This is a genomic window from Actinosynnema mirum DSM 43827 (assembly GCF_000023245.1).
Classification (GTDB): domain Bacteria; phylum Actinomycetota; class Actinomycetes; order Mycobacteriales; family Pseudonocardiaceae; genus Actinosynnema; species Actinosynnema mirum.
This window is the reverse complement of sequence record NC_013093.1, coordinates 5,311,172-5,328,396: the sequence shown is the minus strand read 5'-3', so window position 1 is coordinate 5,328,396 and position 17,225 is coordinate 5,311,172. Positions and strand designations below refer to the sequence as shown.

10 protein-coding genes are annotated in these 17,225 nt (G+C 75.2%); 6 read left to right on the top strand and 4 right to left on the bottom strand.

Annotation, left to right across the window (positions count from 1 at the left end):
- From AMIR_RS22375 to AMIR_RS22355, 5 genes are read left to right on the top strand one after another with little or no spacing between them, the layout of a single operon-like run.
- The gene (locus tag AMIR_RS22375; RefSeq protein WP_015803226.1) at window positions 1–1,680 is read left to right on the top strand and encodes a non-ribosomal peptide synthetase; all 1,680 of its coding nucleotides are present in this window, start codon (window positions 1–3) and stop codon (window positions 1,678–1,680) included.
- On the top strand, window positions 1,677–2,960 hold the full coding sequence (locus tag AMIR_RS22370; RefSeq protein ID WP_015803225.1) for a cytochrome P450: 1,284 nt from the start codon (window positions 1,677–1,679) through the stop codon (window positions 2,958–2,960). Before AMIR_RS22375 ends, AMIR_RS22370 begins: the two co-directional genes overlap by 4 nt.
- Window positions 2,938–3,705 (top strand): thioesterase II family protein, encoded by a 768-nt coding sequence (locus AMIR_RS22365; RefSeq protein WP_015803224.1) that lies wholly within the window; start codon window positions 2,938–2,940, stop codon window positions 3,703–3,705. Before AMIR_RS22370 ends, AMIR_RS22365 begins: the two co-directional genes overlap by 23 nt.
- On the top strand, window positions 3,702–5,651 hold the full coding sequence (locus AMIR_RS22360) for a carbamoyltransferase C-terminal domain-containing protein (protein ID WP_015803223.1): 1,950 nt from the start codon (window positions 3,702–3,704) through the stop codon (window positions 5,649–5,651). The genes AMIR_RS22365 and AMIR_RS22360 overlap by 4 nt, the downstream gene beginning before the upstream one ends.
- Entirely contained in the window at window positions 5,648–6,919 is a 1,272-nt protein-coding gene (locus AMIR_RS22355; protein WP_015803222.1) for an MFS transporter, read from the top strand. Before AMIR_RS22360 ends, AMIR_RS22355 begins: the two co-directional genes overlap by 4 nt.
- A 46-nt stretch (window positions 6,920–6,965) precedes the next feature.
- On the opposite strand, the gene AMIR_RS22350 is transcribed toward AMIR_RS22355, so the two are convergent.
- Genes AMIR_RS22350 through AMIR_RS22335 form a run of 4 tightly spaced genes read right to left on the bottom strand, consistent with a single transcriptional unit; the run spans window position 6,966 to window position 11,598 of the window.
- Entirely contained in the window at window positions 6,966–8,474 is a 1,509-nt protein-coding gene (locus AMIR_RS22350; RefSeq protein WP_015803221.1) for an AMP-binding protein, read from the bottom strand.
- Window positions 8,471–9,127 (bottom strand): FMN-binding negative transcriptional regulator, encoded by a 657-nt coding sequence (locus AMIR_RS22345; RefSeq protein ID WP_015803220.1) that lies wholly within the window; start codon window positions 9,125–9,127, stop codon window positions 8,471–8,473. Before AMIR_RS22345 ends, AMIR_RS22350 begins: the two co-directional genes overlap by 4 nt.
- 9 nt (window positions 9,128–9,136) lie before the next feature.
- Window positions 9,137–10,405, bottom strand: a complete 1,269-nt coding sequence (locus AMIR_RS22340; RefSeq protein WP_015803219.1) for a lysine N(6)-hydroxylase/L-ornithine N(5)-oxygenase family protein — start codon at window positions 10,403–10,405, stop codon at window positions 9,137–9,139.
- A gap of 35 nt (window positions 10,406–10,440) precedes the next feature.
- Complete coding sequence (locus AMIR_RS22335) at window positions 10,441–11,598, bottom strand: NAD(P)/FAD-dependent oxidoreductase (RefSeq protein ID WP_015803218.1); 1,158 nt, start codon at window positions 11,596–11,598, stop codon at window positions 10,441–10,443.
- 538 nt (window positions 11,599–12,136) lie between these two features.
- Here AMIR_RS22335 and AMIR_RS22330 point away from each other — a divergent pair.
- Entirely contained in the window at window positions 12,137–17,212 is a 5,076-nt protein-coding gene (locus tag AMIR_RS22330; RefSeq protein WP_015803217.1) for a non-ribosomal peptide synthetase, read from the top strand.
- Window positions 17,213–17,225 lie beyond the last annotated feature (13 nt).

Genomic DNA, 17,225 nt, shown 5'->3' with positions numbered 1-17,225 from the left:
ATGAGGACGATTCCGGCGCTGTTCGCCCGCGTGGTGGCCGCACACCCGGACCGCGTCGCGGTCGGCACGACGACCTACGCGGAACTGGACGACGCCTCGGCCCGGCTGGCGGGCGCGCTGCGCGCCCGCGGCCTGCGGCGCGGGCAGCCGGTGGCCGTGGCGCTGGAGCGCTCGCCGCTGGTGCCGGTGGCGCTGCTGGGGATCGTCCGCGCGGGAGGGTGCTACCTGGGCCTCGACCCCGGCGACCCGCCCGCGCGCCGCGCCGCGCTGCTGGCCGACTCCGGGGCGCTCCTCCTGGGCGGGGAGGAGGTGCTCGTGGACGGCCCGCGCGCCGCCGACGCCGACGTCGGCCCCGAGGACCTGGCCTACCTCGCCTACACCTCCGGCTCCACCGGCGCGCCCAAGGGCGTGTGCGTGCCGCACCGCGCCGTCGCCCGCCTCGTCGACGCCCCCGACTTCCTCACCACCACCCCCGACGACGTCCTCCTCCAGCACGCGCCGCTCGCCTTCGACGCCTCCACCTTGGAGGTCTGGGGGGCGCTGCTGAACGGGGCGCGGCTGGCCGTCGCGCCGCCCGGCGAGCTGTCCCCGGCCGAGCTGGCCGCGTTCGCCCGCGAGCAGGGCGTCACCACCGCCTGGCTCACCGCGGGCCTGTTCCACCAGGTCGTGGACACCGCGCTGGCCGACCTGCGCGGCGTGCGCCAGCTCGTCGCGGGCGGCGACGTGCTCTCGCCCGCCCACGTCGAGCGCGCCCTGCGGGCGCTGCCGGGACTGGTGCTGGTCAACGGCTACGGCCCCACCGAGAACACCACGTTCACCGCCTGCCACCGCATGACCGCCCCGCCCACGACCGCGACCGTGCCCATCGGCACGCCCATCCGCGGCGGCGGCGTCCACCTGCTCGACGCCGACCTGCGCCCGGTGCCCGACGGCGAGGTCGGCGAGCTGCACGCCACCGGCGACGGCCTCGCGCTCGGCTACCTCGGCAGGCCCGACCTGACCGCCGAGCGCTTCCTGCCCGACCCGACCACCCCCGGCGCCCGCATGTACCGCACCGGCGACCTCGCCCGCCGCCTGCCGGACGGCGTGCTGGAGTTCGTCGGCCGCGCCGACGCCCAGGTGAAGGTGCGCGGCTTCCGCGTCGAGCCCGCCGAGGTGGAGGCGCAGCTGCTGCGCCACCCCGACGTCACCGGCGCGGCCGTCGTCGCGCAGGCCGACAGCTCCGGCGGGCGCAGGCTCGCCGCGTTCTACACCGCCGAGCACCCGGTGTCCGCGCCCGAGCTGCGCCGCGCGCTCGCCGAGCGCCTGCCCCGCCACCTGGTGCCCTCGACGCTGACCCGGCTGCCCGCGCTGCCCCTCACCCCCAGCGGCAAGCTCGACCGGGCCGCGCTGGCCGCCACCCCGGTCCGCACCAGGGCCGACGTGGACGCCGACTACCGAGCCCCCGCGAGCGAGCGGGAGCGGTGGCTGGCGCAGCTGTGGGCGGACGTGCTCGCGGTGGACGCCGTCGGCGTGGACGACGACTTCTTCGAGCTGGGCGGCCACTCGCTGCTGGCCAGCCGGATCACCGCGGAGATCGCGGGCGAGCGCGGCGTGTTCGTGCGCGCCCGCACCTTCTACGAGAACCCGACCGTCGCCGAGCTGGCCGAGCACCTGGACGTGCTGGAGGAGTCGCGATGAGGCTGAGCGCCCCCACCGGCGGGCCGGACGTCGACCTCGACGCCGTGGACCTGTTCGACGCCCGCACCTACTCCGACGGCGACCCGCACGCCGCGTGGCGCGCGATGCGCGAGCACGCGCCCGTGCACCGGCAGACCCTGCCCGACGGCAGGTCCTTCGCCTCCGTCACCCGGCACGCCGACGTCAGCGCCGTGCTGCGCGACCACACCCGGTTCACCTCCCGCCGGGGCACGCTGCTGTCCATCCTGGGCGGCGCGGACCCGGCGGGCGACCTGATGATGGCCGCCAGCGACCCGCCGACGCACACCGCCCTGCGCGAGCCGCTGGGCAGGGCGCTGTCGTTCGCCGCGCTGCGCTCGCGCCACCCGGACGTGCGAGCCGTGGTGCGGCGGCTGATCGCGCCGCTGGCCCTGGAGGGCGCCTGGGACGTCGCCGAGCGGGGCCTGGGATTCCCGATGGAGTTCACCGGCGCGCTCATGGGCCTGCCCGAGTCCGACTGGCCCGAGCTGGCCCGGCTGACCACCCAGGCCGTGGCGCCCGAGGACCCGCTGTTCGGCGCGGAGGCCGGGCACGGGGCGCTCGTGGCCGCCCACCACGAGCTGTTCGAGTACTTCGCGGAGCTGGCGCACCGCCGCGACGACCGCGACGACCTCGTCGGCTTCCTCAAGCGCATGGACGTGGGCGGGCGCCGCGTCCGCGTCGAGGAGGTCGTCTACAACTGCTACAGCCTGCTGCTCGGGGCGAACGTCACCACCCCGCACGCCGTCTCCGCCACCGTCCAGGCCTTCGTCGAGCACCCCGGCGAGTACGCGCGGCTCACCGGCTCCGACCGGCAGACCGCCACCGCCGTCGAGGAGGGCCTGCGCTGGGCCTCGCCCGCCAACCACTTCATGCGCTACGCCACGGTGGACACCGAGCTGAGCGGGCGGCCGGTGCGCGCGGGCGAGGCCGTCGTGGCCTGGTTGGGCTCGGCCAACCGCGACGAGCGCGTCTTCGCCGACCCGTACCGCTTCGACGTGGCCCGCAACCCCAACCGGCACGTGGCCTTCGGCTTCGGCCCGCACTACTGCGTCGGCGCGCCGCTGGCCCGCATCGCGCTCCGGATGCTGTTCGGCGAGCTGGTGCGGCTGGTCGAGCGGTTCGAGGCGGCCGGGCCCGTCACGCACCTGCGCTCCAACTTCGTCGCGGGCATCCGGAGCCTGCCGGTGCGCGCGGTCCTGCGGCCGGGAGCGGCCGACGAGCTGAAGGGGGAAGCCGATGCCGCCACCCCGGCGCGGTAAGTGGCTGCTGCGCGCGCCGGACCCGGACGCGCGGGCCCGCCTGTTCTGCTTCCCCTACTCGGGGCTGGGCGCCTCGATGTACGGCCGGTGGCCGCGCGCGGTCGGCGACCTGGAGGTGTGCGCCGTGCAGCCGCCCGGCAGGGAGAACCGCATCCGCGAACCCCACCACGGCGGCTACCCGGAGCTGGCCGACCTCGCCGCCACCGCGCTGCTGCCGCACCTGGACCGGCCGTTCGCGTTCTTCGGGCACTGCGGGGGAGCGCTGGCCGCGTTCGCCACCGCCGCGCGGCTGGCCGAGACCGGCGGGCCCGTCCCGACCGTGCTGTTCGCCTCGTCCCAGGTCGCCCCGCACGAGGGGCCGTTCGGGAGGTTCCTGTCCATGTCGGACGCCGAGCTGTCGGTGGAGCTGGGGGAGCTGACCCGCGCGCTGGGCGGCGTCCCCGACCCGGACATGATCGAGCTGGGGCTGGGCGTGCTGCGCGCCGACCTGGCCGCGAACCGGGGCTACCGGCTCGACGCGCCCCTCGCGCCGGGGTCCGACGTCTGCGCGGTCGGCTGGTCCGCCGACGCGGAGATCCGCCCCGACCAGATGGGCGGGTGGCGCGACTGCGCGCCCGAGGGCGGGTTCACCGCGCCCGTCCTCGACGGCGGGCACCACGCCTTCCTCGCGGCCCCCGAGCACCTGCTCGCCGAGCTGGAGCTGACCTTCACCCGCAGCCTCGCCCGCCACAGGGGGACCCGTTGAGCGAGTACGCGCTGTCCTGCTACCTCACCCCGCCCGGCCCCTCGGCGGTGCTCAACCCCCGGCACGACCAGAACGTCAGCCTGTGGCGGCGCACCGCCGACGAGGTGGAGCTGGTGCGGCTGTGGGAGCTGGAGCGGTTCAGCGGCCAGAAGCACCACCACTGGCCGCTGCACACCCCCGAGCGCGCCGAGCGCGTCCTGGCCGAGCTGCTCGCCTCGGAGGGGCTGACCTGGGCGGACATCTCCCACACCTGGGGCACGCCCGGCCTGCCCGGCCACCGCGAGCTCGTCCTGCCGCCGGGGACCGACGGCTACGCGGTCCACTCGCTCGCCCACCTGGCCAGCGGCCTGCTCATGGACGGGGCCGCGTTCCGCGAGGGCGTCATCGTGGCGATGGCCGTCGACGCCGCCCCCGACTTCGTCCTGGAGGACGACAGCGTCGCCCACTGGTACGCGGGCGCGGTGTCGGTGCGCGGCGAGATCACCTACGCGCCCGTCGAGTCGCCCGCGCCGCTGTACTCGGCGGCCGAGCAGCTCTTCGGCAAGGAGCCGGGCACCCTCATGGCGCTGGCCACCGCCTGCGCCACCGCCGTCGACTTCGACGTCGCCGGCGTGCGGGAGCTGGACCTGCGCGGCGGGCGCACGCACCCGGTGTCGCAGGCGGTGCCGTTCGTCCAGGCGATCGCCGACGCCACGCGCGCCCACCTCCGCGGCCTGGCCCTCGACCCGGCCTTCACCGCCGAGGAGCACCTGCAGAGCGCGGTGATGAAGGTCGTGCAGCGGGCCTGCGAGGACGTCGCCCTGCGCAACGTCCGCGCCCTGCTCGACCTCGGCGGCGTCGACCCGCGCCGGGCGCGCCTGTCGATGAGCGGCGGGTTCGCGCTCAACTGCCCGACGAACACCTTCCTGCTCGACGAGCTGGGCTTCCTCGGCCTGCTGACCCCGCCGTGCGCCAACGACTCCGGCCAGTCCTACGGCCTCGGCCTGCTCGGCTTCCTCGGCGACGGCACGCTCCCCGCCGCGAGGCACGAGCTGCGGGACGCCTACCACGGCGCCCCCGCCCGCGACCTGGACGCGGCCCTCGCGGAGTTCGCCGACCACGTGCTGGAGGTGTCGGACTTCTCGCCCGAGCGGTTCGTCCGCGACGTCACCGCCGCCCCGCTGGCCTGGGTCGACGGGGAGGCGGAGATCGGCCCGCGCGCCCTGTGCCACCGCAGCCTGCTGGGCGACCCGCGCTCGGCCGACACCAAGCGGCTGCTCAACGAGCACAAGCAGCGCCAGTGGTGGCGGCCCGTCGCCCCGGTCGTCCTGGCCGAGCACGCCCACGCCTGGTTCGACTGCCCGCGCCCGTCGCCGTACATGCTGGAGGCCGTGCGGGTGCGGCCCGAGGTGCTGGACCGGGTGCCCGCGATCGCCCACCTCGACGGCACCGCGCGCCACCAGACCGTCACCGGGGAGACCAACCCGCTCCTGCACCGCGCGCTCAGCGCCTTCCACGCCGAGACCGGCGTCCCGGTCCTGTGCAACACCTCGCTCAACGACCGGGGCGAGCCCATCGCCGACACCGTCGCCGAAGCGCTCGTGCTCTGCCTCAGAAAGGGCATCGGGGTGCTCTACGCGAACGGCCGCAGGATCGCGCTGCGGATCGACCCCGGACAATCGTCGAGACCCCCGCGAATGCGCCGCGAGCATTTGTTCGCGAACCAGGAGGCGGACCGCGACAAGGCGTGGGACCGGTGGATCGGGGCGGGGTACACCGAAAGCGCGATGTACCTCGTGACGCAGCTCCCGCAAATGCGCTCCGAACCCGATCCCGGCGCGTCGGCCGACCTCAACGCGCTCGCCGACTACATTGGCTCGGTCGACCCGGCGTTCGAGTTCTGGGTCGAGGAGTTCCGGCGCGACCAGGGGCCTGGCGCGCAGTTCCCACCCGGAGGGCGTAGATGAGCGGGCAGACCGGACTGCTCCGGCGGGCGAACTTCCGCAACCTGTGGCTCGGCCAGACGCTGTCGATGTTCGGCGCCGAGATCACCGCGGGCGTGATCCCGCTGCTCGCGGCGCTGACCCTGGACGCCACCGTGCTCCAGATGGGCGTGCTCTCGGCCGTCACGTTCCTGCCGTACGTGCTGATCAGCCTGTTCGTCGGGGTGTGGCTCGACCGGCTGCCCAAGCGGCGGGTCATCGTCGGCGCCGACCTCGCGCGCGGCCTGCTGCTGCTCCTCATCCCCCTCGCCAGCGTCCTCGGCCTGCTCGACTTCACGTTCCTGCTGGTCATCGGGCTGCTCGTCGGGGTGGGGACGGTGGTGGCCGACATCGGCGGCGCCGCGATCCTGCCCGGCGTGGTCGACCGCGCCGACCTGGTCGACGGCAACGGCAAGCTGGAGGTCAGCAGCAACGCCTCGCGCATGGCGGGCGAGGCCGTGGGCGGCGCGCTCGTGCAGGTGCTCACCGCGCCGTTCGCGCTGCTGTTCAACACCGCCTCCTACCTGGCGTCCGCGCTGTTCACGCTGCGGGTGCGGGTGCGGGAGGAGGACGTCGAGCCCGACGACGAGCTGGAGGACGCCACCAGGGCGGGCTTCTGGGGGGAGATCGGCGAGGGCCTGCGCTTCGTCTTCGGCAACCCGATCGTGCGCACCCTGGCGATCACGGCCCTGCTGTTCAACCTGTTCACGTTCTTCATCGAGCCGGTGTTCCTGATCTTCATCACCCGCACGCTGGGCCTGGAGCCGATCTACATCGGCCTGATCCTGTCCTCGTCGGGCGTGGGCGGCGTGGTCGGCGCGCTGGTGTCCGGCCGGGTCTCGCGCAGGCTCCCCCTCGGCAGGCTGCTCGTGCTCACCCAGTGGCTGGCGGGCGGCGCGTCGCTGCTCATCCCGGTCGCGACGCTGGTGCCCAAGCCCGCGGCGGTGGTCCTCATCGTGGTCATGCACTTCGTCGACGCGGTCATGGTGATCGTCTACAACGTCAACCAGCGCAGCTACCGCAGCGCCGTCACCCCCGACCACCTCCAGGGCCGGATGAACGCCGCGATCCGCATGATCGTGATGGGGGTGTGCCCGGTGGGCGCGCTGCTGGGCGGCGTGGTCGGCGACGTGCTCAGCGCCACGACGGCCCTGGTCATCGGCTCGATCGGCATCCTCAGCTCCGGCGCCTACATCGCCTGCACCCGCATCCGCCACGTCCGCGAGGTCCCCACCGCCGCCCCCGACGCCTGACCCGCGCGGCGCCCCCGCCCGACGCGCGGGCGGGGGCGCCGCGCGCTCACAGCGCCGAGGCGATGCCCCCGGCCACGGCCTCGCGGTCCACCTTGCCGCTGGGCGTGCGCGGCAGCTCCGGCAGCACGGTGACCGACTGCGGCACCGAGTGCGCGGGCAGCACCGCCTCCAGCGCCCCCATCAGCGCGGACACGTCCAGCTCCGCCCCCCGCTCCGGCGTCACCGCCGCCCGCAGCCCCCGCGCGCCGTCCCCGGTCTCCACCACCACGCACACCGCCGCCGCCACGCCCGGCTGCTCCAGCAGCCACGCGTCGACCTCCAGCGGGTTCACCCGGTAGCCGCGGATCTTCACGTCGTGGTCCAGCCTGCTCAGGAACTGCACCACCCCCCGCTCCACCCGCACCAGGTCGCCGGTGCGGAACACCCGCCCGTGCCCGTGCGGCGTGGTCGGCACGGCGGTGTAGCGGGCCGCGTTCAGCTCCTCCTGGTTCAGGTAGCCCAGCGCCAGCGGCAGGCCCGCCACCAGCAGCTCGCCCACCTCGGGCGTCTCCGGGTCGACCGGGTCCACCAGCAGCTCCGTCCCCGGCAGCGGCACCCCGATCGGAGGCAGCGCGGGCCACGACGAGCTGGGGCCGGTCAGCACGTGCGAGGTGACCATCGCCGACTCGCTCTGCCCGTAGTGGTTGGTCAGCCTGCACCCCGGCAGCCGCGCGAACAGCGCCCGGATCGCCGGGGTGCACAGCAGCTGCTCGCCCGCCGTGTTGACCTCCACCAGCGCCACGCCCGCCAGCGACTCCTCCGCCGACGCGGCCAGCGCCAGCATGTTCAGCGCCACGTTCGGCAGGAACAGCCGCTCCACCCGGTTCTCGACCAGCCAGTCCAGCAGCTCGAACGGGTCCTGCCGCAGCTCCTCGGGCACGATCAGCAGCGTCCCGCCGCCGCCGAGCGTCCCCAGCACCTCCTGGAACCACACGTCGAAGTTCAGCGGCGCGAACTGGGCGGTGCGCAGGTCCGGGCGGGGGGAGTGGGTGCGCTGCCACTCGGCCATGTTGTCGACGCAGGAGTGCGGCAGCGCCACCCCCTTGGGCCAGCCCGTCGACCCGGAGGTGTAGATCACGTACACCGGAAGGTCCGGCGCGCACGCCACCGCAGGGTGCTCCCGACCCGCCCCCGGCTCGGGGATCGGCACCGCCGACTCGACGTAGGCGTCACCCGCGCTGAGCACCAGCGACGCCGCGCTGTCGGCCAGCATGTGCGCCAGCCGCCTCGGCGGGTACGACGCGTCCAGCGGCACGTACGCCGCGCCCACCGCCGCCACCGCCAGGAACGCCGCCACGACCTCCGCGCCGCGCGCCCCCGTCACCGCCACCCGGTCGCCGGGCCCCACGCCGCGCGAGACCAGCAGGTGCGCGATCTCGCCCACCCAGCCGTGCAGCCGGGCGTAGGTGAGGGACCGCTCGCCGTCCACCACCGCGACCCGCTCCGACCGCCGGTGCTCCGCCAGCGCCTCCAGCAGGCACGGCGGGTCGGCCGCGCCACCCCACAGCGTCGTCATGCGCCCTCCGCTCCCCGGCCGCCGAGGCCGTGCTCGTGCATGATCCGTCCCAGCTCGGCGGCGGGACCCGACGCCTCGCGCAGGCTGGCGATGATCCGCACCCGCACGTCCCGGTCCTTCTCCTGGCTGAGCTTGAACATCGAGTCCACCGACTCGACGTGGAAGCGGAACGCGCCCACGCCGGACACGATCCGCGCGAAGTGCCCGTGCGACGGCTCGGCCGCCCAGCCCGCGCCGAAGGCGCTCTCGAACAGCTCGGCGGTCCGCTTCACCACCTCCAGGGTCCCGGCCTCGCCGTCGATCGGCTCGACCCGGCCGTGCAGGTGCACCGACACGAAGTCCCAGGTCGGGACCGCGGGCGTGGTGCGGTAGATCGCCGGGGTGATGTAGGCGTGCGGCCCGGTGAACACCAGCACCGCCGGGACACCGCCCGCCAGCGCCCGCCAGTGCGCGTTCGCCCGGTTGAGGTGCCCCCACAGCGTGCTGCCCGCCAGCCCCCCGACCTGCGGGGCGCCCGGCGCGGCCACCACCGGCAGGTGCGTGGCGTGCGGGACGCGCGGGCCGTTGCTGACCAGCGTGGCGAGCGGGTAGTCGTGGACGACCTGGCGCGCCCTGTCCTCGTCGTCGGCCCGGTACATCGGTGGCACGTGCATGTCGCTCGCCTACCTGCCCTCGTCGAGGATCGCCCGGACGATCTCGCCCGCCCGGACGGCGGTGGTGGACAGCAGGCCCGCGGACAGCCCGTGCGTCGGCTCGGTCACCGCGCCCTGCAGGTAGATCCCGGCGCGCACCGAGCCGGAGGTGACGACCCGGTGGTCCCGGTCCAGCACCGGCCTGCCCGCCCCGTCCAGCTTCGCCAGGCCCCGCAGCAGCGGCGTCGGGTCGGCGGGCCGGTAGCCGGTGGCGCAGACCACGGCGTCGGCCGCGAGCGTGCCCACCACTCCCGTCGGCAGGTACTCGACCTGCAGCGCCACCCCGTCGGGCCGCTCGCGCACCGAGCGCACCCGCGAGACGTTGACCACGCGCAGCCGCGACGAGCCGGTGACCCGCTCCTGGTAGCGCCGCCGGTACAGCTCCAGCGACAGGTCGGCGTCGACCACCGAGTAGTTCGTGTTCCCGTGGTGGGCCAGCAGCGCCTGCCTGACCGACGGCGGCGAGCCGTAGAACAGGTCCACCGAGTCCGGGTCGAACACCTCGTTCACGAACGGGGTGTCGTCGGCGACGCTGTAGCCGAAGCGGGAGAACACCGCGATGACCTCCGCGCCCGGCAGCGTCCGGTGCAGGTACTCGGTGACCTCGGCGGCGCTCTGCCCCGCGCCGACCACCGCCACCTTGCGCACCCGCCGCTCCCGCAGCCAGGGCACCCGGTGCAGCAGCTCGCCGCTGTGCCACACCCGCTCGCCCCCGGTCACTCCGTCGGGCAGCCGGGGCTCCAGGCCGGTGGCGACGACCACGTTGCGGGCCCGCGTGGTCGTGGTCCGCCCGTCGCGGCGCGCCACCACGTCCAGGTGCCCGACCACGCCGTCCTCGGCGACCGGCTCCAGCGCGGTGATCTCGCTGCCGTAGGACACCGAGCCCGCGAAGTGCCCGGCCACCCACTCCAGGTAGTCGTGGAACTCCACCCGCAGCGGGTACAGCGTCTTGGCGTTGACGAACTCCGGCATCCTGCCCCTGGCGTGCAGGTAGGACACGAAGCTGTACGGCGAGGTCGGGTTGCGCATCGACACCAGGTCCTTGAGGAACGACACCTGCATCGTCGCTCCGTCGAGCAGCATCCCCCGGTGCCAGCCGAAGCGCGGCTGGCGCTCGAAGAACGCCGAGGACGGCCCGTCCCGCTCCGCCAGCGCCACCGCGAGCGCCAGGTTCGACGGGCCGAACCCGACCCCGACCACGTCGCGCGGCGCGTCCGCCCCCTGCACTACCGCAGTCACATCGATCCGCCTCCCCGGTTCGCCGACCACGCCGGTCAGATCAGGTCGAGCAGCTCCCCGTCCAGCAGGTCCTCCATCGGCATGAGCCCGGCGACCACGGCGAAGTAGTCGCGCGTCCACTCGGGCCTGCGCGCCACCGCCCGCAGCAGCGCCAGCCGCGCGGGGGTGACCTCCAGGCGGGCCAGCGCCAGCGTCGCCGCGTAGCCGTCCACCATGGCCTCGTCGCGGCGCGCGGCGAACCCGTCCAGCGCCGCCTGGTCGCCGGGCGCGTCGCCCACCGACCCGGCGAGCAGGTCCGCCTGGGTGAACGCGTTGGTGATGCCGCGCGCGGTGATGGTGTCCAGGTGGTGGCCCGCGTCGCCGACCAGCGCCCAGCCGGGGCCCGTCGCCCTGCGGAAGAAGTTGCGCTGGTCGCCGGTGCCCAGCAGCCTGTCGACCTGCTCGCCGCCCTCCAGCTGCGCGGCCACCGAGGGCGCGGTGGTGGCCAGCGCGTCCAGGTGCGCGGCGCGCGCGTCGGCGCGGACCTCGTCGAACCGGGACTGCGGGAAGTAGGTGGCGACCATGGTCTCGCCGTCGTGGGTGGGGATCGTGGCGATCCAGCGGCCGGTGCGCTCGTGGAAGCCGAAGCCGGTGTCCAGCCCCGCCCAGCGCGAGTAGTAGACGCAGCTCAGGCGCGGGTCCTCGGCGGTCGTGGCGGCCCCGGCCAGCTCCGCGACCCTGGAGCGCATCCCGTCCGCGCCGACCACGAGCCGGGCGTGGGCCCGCCTCTCCCGGCCGTCCGGGCCCCGGAAGCGCACGCCCGCCACCCGGTCGCCCTCGCGCAGCAGGTCGACGACGGTGCTGCGGTCGGCGAACTCGGCGCCCGCGGCCACGGCCGCCTCCACCAGGATCGAGTCCAGCACCCGGCGTCGCGGCCCGTACCCCGGCTGCTCCGGAGCCGGTGCGGCCAGGTCCACGTCCTCGACGCGGTAGCGCACCGAGTCCAGGGCGGGCGCGCCCGAGGCGATCACCGCGTCCAGCAGACCCCACCGCCGCAGGAGCGCCACGCCGGGCTGGTGCACGTAGAGCGTGGACATGGTGTCCGAGGGGAACTCCGCCCGGTCCAGCAGCAGCACGCGCCACCCGCGCCGGGCGAGCAGCAGCGCGGTCGACGCGCCCGCGCACCGCGCGCCGACCACGACGGTGTCGTACACGCCCGACCTCCCTCGAACGTCCAGGACGGCGTCGGGGCGGGCGCCGGGACGACCCGGAGCCACCCGAACACCTCGCAGCGGCCCAACCGACGGCGCGAGTACGCCGAATAGGTGGGAAGTGATTGTCGGAACAACGCGTGAAACAAAGCGGCTGAAAACCTCGCCGCTCCCGCAACGTAACCGATCCCCGGACGGAGCGCAACGACTCCCGAATCGTTCCGAAGGGGCTGTCGAAAGTCCTGGCGAAGGGCGGTCTTGACAACATCTGGGGTGACTGCTGTAGTGGCCTGGGAGTTGTCCGGGACAGTCGGGGGAAGTTCTCGCCCAGGCAGCTTCCGGTGATCTCCGGTAAGTGTCCGGTGGGCCGATCGGGTGGACTCGGAAGCTGTTCGGGTGAGCAATGCCGATCCATCCGTGATGAACGGAAAAATGATCGCTCGAACGATCGAGCCGGTATGCGAATGAGTCTGTCGCGACCTGTGAATCCATTTCTGGGTGGCGTGCCGACGCCTGCGCCGGGGATGGGTGGGGAACCAGGATGGTCGACAGCGCCGCGCAGGCCCGCAGGGAGCTGCTGCGCCTGATGCTCTCCGCCGCGCCGGAGCCCCCCGCCCCGACGCGACCCGCGGGCGGCCTGCCCACCTCGGCGGCCCAGCGGCGGCTGTGGTTCCTCGACCAGCTCAACGGCCCGAACTCCGCGTACAACGTGCCCTTCGCGCTGCGCCTGCGGGGCCCGCTCGTCCCGGACGCGCTGTGGGGCGCGCTCGACGACCTGGTCGCCCGGCACGAGGTGCTGCGCACCGACCTCGTCGCCGACGAGGACGACGAGGTGCGCCAGGAGGTGCGCCCACCCGCCCCGCTGCCGCGCGCGGTGGAGACCGTCGCCGGGGAGGACGTGGAGGCGCGGATCGCGCGGGAGGCCGCTCGGCCGTTCCGCCTCGACGGCGAGCCGCTGCTGCGGGCCCTGCTGCTGCGCGTGGCCGACGACGAGCACCACCTCGTGCTCAACCTGCACCACGTCGTCACCGACGGCTGGTCGGAGACGGTGCTGTTCCGCGAGCTGGGCGTGCTCTACTCCGCCCGCGCGCTGGGGCGCGCCGCCGACCTGCCGCCCGCGGCCCAGTACGCCGACTACGCCGTGTGGGAGGCGGGCCAGGCGGGCGGCCCGGTCTTCGAGGCGCAGCTGGCGCACTGGCGCGACCGCCTCTCCGGGCACCTGGGCGAGGCGGGCATCCCCACCGACCGGCCGCGCCCGCTGAGGGCCAGCACCCTCGGCGCGAACGTGCCCGTCCCGGCGCCCGCGGACCTGCGCGCCCGCCTGCGCTCCAGCCTCGGCGGAGCCTCCCTGTTCACCGGCGTGCTCACCGCGCTGGCCGTGCTGCTGCACCGCTACGGCGGTCGGGACCGGGTCGTCGTCGGCGTGCCGGTGATCAACCGGACCCGCGAGGACTGGGAGAGCGCGCTCGGGTTCTTCGCCAACACCGTCGCGCTGCGCCTTGACCTGTCGGACAACCCGTCGCTGGGCGCGGTCGCCGACCGCGTCACCGCCGAGACCCTCGACGCCCTCTCGCACCAGCACGTGCCGTTCGACCGGGTGGTCGACGCGCTGGACGCGCACCGCGAGGCGGGCATGAACCCGGTGTTCCAGGTGATGTGCTCGGTCAACGAGGTGACCGCGCCCCCCGAGCTGGTCGGGCTGGAGCCGACCCTGCGCTCACTGGACAACGACACCGCGAAGTTCGACGTCGAGTTCGCCGTGGAGTTCTCCGGCGACCACGTGGACTGCCGCTTCGAGTACGCCACCGACCTGTTCGACCGGCCGACCGTCGAGGCGCTGGCCCGCCACTACCGCCTCGTCCTGGACGCGCTGCTCGCCGACCCGTCGACCCGCGTCGGCGACCTCGTCCTCGCCACCGAGGCCGAGGCCACCGCCGTGCTGGACGGCGAGCCGGTCGTGCTGCGCGACCGCTACGGCGCGCCCGTGCCGGTCGGCGTGCCCGGCCGCGCGGGGGACCGCACCGCCCGGCTGCGCCGCGACGGCGTCGTGGAGCTGCTCGCCGAACCGGATTCCGCAGGGGCGCACGGCTCCGCGGCGCTCGACGGGGACGGCCCGGACGGGGGCGGCCCGGCCGCCGGGGTGCTCGCCGAACCGGTCACGCCCACCGAGCGGGCGCTGGCCGCCATCTGGGAGGAGGTGCTCGGGCTCGCCCGCGTCGGCCGCGACCAGCACTTCTTCCGGGGCGGTGGCGGCGACTCGATGCTCGCCACCAAGGTCGTGGTGCGGGTGCGCCGCCTCTGGTCGGTCCGCGTCACGGTCCGGCAGATGCTCCAGCACCCGGTGCTCTCGGACCTGGCCGCGCACATCGACTCCCTCGCCCCCCGCGCGCTGCCGCAGGCGCCCGCGGTCGAACCCGGACCGGTCGCCGACACGCCGCTCTCCCACGCCCAGCAGCGCCTGTGGTTCCTGGAGCAGCTCGAACCCGGCGGCTCCGCCTACACGATCGCCGAGCTGCTCGACGTCACCGGTCCGCTGCGCGCCGACGCGCTGGAGCGGGCGCTGAACGCCGTGGTGGCGCGGCACGACGCGCTGCGCACCACCGTGGCCGAGGTCGACGGCGTCCCCCTGCAGCGGGTCGCCCCGAGCGTCGTGGTCGCCCTGCCCGTGGTCGACCACACCTCGCCGGAGCGGGCGCTGCGGGAGGCGTGGCGGCAGGCGGACCGGCCGTTCGACCTGGCGGCGGGCCCCCTGGTGCGCGCGACCCTCCACCGGGTCGGCCCCGAGCGCCACCTCCTCGCCCTGTCCTGGCACCACCTGGTGTTCGACGGCTGGTCGCAGGACCTGTTCCTGCGCGAGCTGGGCGCGTTCTACGCCCGCGAGACCGGCGCGGACGTGCCCGTCCCGCCCGCCCCCGCCGTCCAGTACGCCGACTACGCCCGCTGGCAGCGCGCGTCGCTGCGGGACGCGGAGCTGACCCGCCTGCACGACTACTGGTCCGCCGCGCTCGCCGACGCCCCCACCCTGCTGGAGCTGCCCACCGACCGCCCCCGGCCGGCCACCAGGGGCACCGCGGGCTCCAGCCGCGACCTCCTCCTGGACGCGGAGCTGGCGCGCGGCCTGCGGGACGTGGCGCGCCACCACGGCGTCACCCCCTACCTGGTGCTGTTCGCCGCGTTCAACGCCCTGCTGGCCAGGCACACCGGCAGCGAGGACCTGGTCGTGGGCGGCACCACCGCCAACCGCGACACCCCGGAGGTCGAGGGCGTCATCGGCCTGTTCGTCAACACCCTGGCCCTGCGCACCGACCTGTCCGGCAACCCCGCCTTCGGCGAGCTGACCGCCCGCGTCCGCGACACCGTCACCGGCGCCTACGCCCACCAGGAGCTGCCGTTCGAGCAGGTCGTGGAGCTGCTGCGGGTCGAGCGCTCGCCCAGCCGCACCCCGCTGTTCCAGGTCCTGTTCGACTACCAGGAGAACAGCTGGTCCGAGCTGGAGCTGCCGGGCCTCGAGGTGCGGCGGGCGCGCGGCGAGGACAGCTCGGCGATGTTCGACCTCACCCTCGTCGTCATCGCGGGCCCCGACGGGCTGCACTGCGACCTCCAGTACGCGACGGACCTGTTCGACGAGGGCACCGCGCTGCGGCTGCTGGCGCGCTGGGAGGCGCTGCTGCGCTCGGTCGTGCGCACCCCCGACGCCCGGCTGCACGAGCTGGAGCTGCTGCCGCCGGACGAGCGCGCCCTGGTCACCGGGACCTGGTGCTCGCCCCGCGCCGTCGACCGCGCCCCCGGCCTGGTGCCCGAGCGCGTCGCGGCCGTGCCCCCGGACGCCACGGCGCTGGTGCGGGGCGCGCGGAGCATGACCTACGGCGAGCTGAACGACCGCGCCGCCCGCCTGGCCGCCCGGCTCGCCGGGCTGGGCGTGGGCCGGGGCGACCGGGTGCTGGTGTGCGCGCCGCGCGGGTTCGACTACGTGGTGGCCTCGTTGGCCGCGATGCGGGCGGGCGCGGCCTACCTGCCCCTGGACGCCGCCACCCCGGCCGCCCGCGTCGCCCACGTCGTGGCCCGGTCCACGCCCAAGGCCGTGCTCGTCACCCCCGGCACCAGGGGGCTCGTCGAGCACCCGGCCGTGCTGGAGATCGGCGCGGACCACGGCGTGCCCCCCGCCCCGATCGTCCCGGTGGGGCCCGGCGACGCCGCCTACGTCATCCACACCTCCGGCTCCACCGGCACGCCCAAGGGCGTCCAGCTCGACCACGGGGGGCTGGCGCACCGGGTCGACTGGTACACCGCCGACTGCGGGCTCACCGCGCGCGACCGGGTGTCGCAGATCGCGGGCACCGCCTTCGACGTGTCGGTGCTGGAGATCTGGACCGCGCTGTCGGCGGGCGCGCGGCTGCACCTGGCCGACGACGACACCACCGCGTCCGGCGAGCACGCCGTCCGCTGGCTCGCCGAGCACCGCGTCACCGTCGCGTTCCTGCCGACGCCGCTGTGCGAGCTGGCGCTGGACCTGCCGTGGCCCGAGGACAGCCCGCTGCGGGTGCTCACCACCGGTGGCGCCGCGCTGCGCAAGCGCCCGCGCCCCGACGCGCCCTTCACCCTGCTCAACCTGTACGGCCCGGCCGAGGCCACCGTCGTGGCCGTGTCCGCCGCGATCACCCCGGACGGCCCGCGCGTGCCGCCTATCGGCGTCCCAGTGCCCGGAGCGCGCGCGCTCGTCCTGGACCGCCACCTCAACCCGGTCGGCGTCGGCGTGCCCGGCGACCTGCACCTGGGCGGCGTGGGCGTGGCGAACGGCTACGTCGGCAGGCCGGACCTGACGGCGGACCGCTTCGGGCCCGACCCGCTCGGCGGCGGGGACCGCCTGTACCGCACCGGCGACCTGGCGCGGTGGCTGCCCGACGGGACCCTGGAGTACCTGGGCAGGCTGGACGACCAGGTGCAGCTGCGCGGGTTCCGGGTCGAACCGGGCGAGATCGCTGCGGTGCTGCTCGCGCACCCGGACGTCGCCGACGCGGTCGTCGTGGCGCGCGAGGAACCGGGCGTGGGGACCTTCCTGGTGGCGTACGTCGTCCCGGCGGCCGGTCCTGACGGCGCTGGTCCCGACGGCGCTGGTCCTGACGGCGCTGGTCCTGACGGCGCAGGCGCCATGCCCGAGGCCGCGAACGCCCTGCGCGCGCACCTGGCCACCCAGCTGCCCGACTACATGGTCCCCACCACCACCGTCTTCCTGCCCGAGCTCCCGCTGAACCGCAGCGGCAAGGTCGACCGCGCCGCCCTGCCCGTCCCCACCAGGGGCGGCGTGGACCACGTGCCGCCGCGCGACGACCTGGAGGCCGCCGTGGCCGGCATCTGGCGGGAGCTGCTGCGCGTGGACCGCGTCGGCGTCCACGACGACTTCTTCGCGCTGGGCGGGCACTCGCTGCTCGCCACCAAGGTCGTCTCCCGCATCCGCAGCGAGCTGAGCGTCAGCCTGCCCGTCCGGCAGCTCTTCGAGACGGGAACGGTCGCCCGGCTCGCCGCCGTCCTCGCCGACGCCCGCGCCGAACCCGGGGCGGGGGAACCCGCCGTGGTGCGGCGCGAGCGCCGACTCCACCGGCCGCCCGTCAACCCCTGAGCAACGGAGCCCA

What these genes read in the sequence shown, in the direction of transcription:
- AMIR_RS22375 (WP_015803226.1), top strand. Translation starts at nt 1, where the DNA reads ATGAGGACGATTCCGGCGCTGTTCGCCCGCGTGGTGGCCGCACACCCG.
- AMIR_RS22370 (WP_015803225.1), top strand. Translation starts at nt 1,677, where the DNA reads ATGAGGCTGAGCGCCCCCACCGGCGGGCCGGACGTCGACCTCGACGCC.
- AMIR_RS22365 (WP_015803224.1), top strand. Translation starts at nt 2,938, where the DNA reads ATGCCGCCACCCCGGCGCGGTAAGTGGCTGCTGCGCGCGCCGGACCCG.
- AMIR_RS22355 (WP_015803222.1), top strand. Translation starts at nt 5,648, where the DNA reads ATGAGCGGGCAGACCGGACTGCTCCGGCGGGCGAACTTCCGCAACCTG.
- AMIR_RS22350 (WP_015803221.1), bottom strand. Translation starts at nt 8,474, where the DNA reads ATGACGACGCTGTGGGGTGGCGCGGCCGACCCGCCGTGCCTGCTGGAG.
- AMIR_RS22345 (WP_015803220.1), bottom strand. Translation starts at nt 9,127, where the DNA reads ATGCACGTGCCACCGATGTACCGGGCCGACGACGAGGACAGGGCGCGC.
- AMIR_RS22330 (WP_015803217.1), top strand. Translation starts at nt 12,137, where the DNA reads ATGGTCGACAGCGCCGCGCAGGCCCGCAGGGAGCTGCTGCGCCTGATG.